Source organism: Alkalihalophilus lindianensis (assembly GCF_032843265.1).
GTDB classification, from domain to species: domain Bacteria; phylum Bacillota; class Bacilli; order Bacillales; family Bacillaceae_D; genus Alkalihalophilus; species Alkalihalophilus lindianensis.
The window spans coordinates 1-236 of record NZ_JAWJBA010001021.1 but is presented as its reverse complement, the minus strand read 5'-3'; the positions used below and the strand labels follow the sequence as shown (position 1 = coordinate 236).

General features: G+C 47.5%; 1 protein-coding gene. It reads right to left on the bottom strand.

Going from position 1 to position 236, the window contains the following annotated elements; genetic code table 11:
- The coding region (locus RYX56_RS25210) for a thiolase family protein (RefSeq protein ID WP_500660726.1) at positions 1–236 on the bottom strand (236 nt) is incomplete at both ends.

Genomic DNA, 236 nt, shown 5'->3' with positions numbered 1-236 from the left:
ATCTCTAACATCCCATCGACAATGGCCTGCAGCCCGGAACCGCATTGCCGATTGACGGAATAGGCAGTTGTTTCCTCTGGCAAATCAGCCTTTAGGGAGATGACCCGACCGATAAAACCATTCTCAGCAATCTGTCCAACATTTCCTACAATCAGCTCATCCACACTTTTAGATTTGATTCCGGCTCTTTTTACGGCTTCCTTCACAACATGTGCTGCAAGGTCAGTTGGATGAAC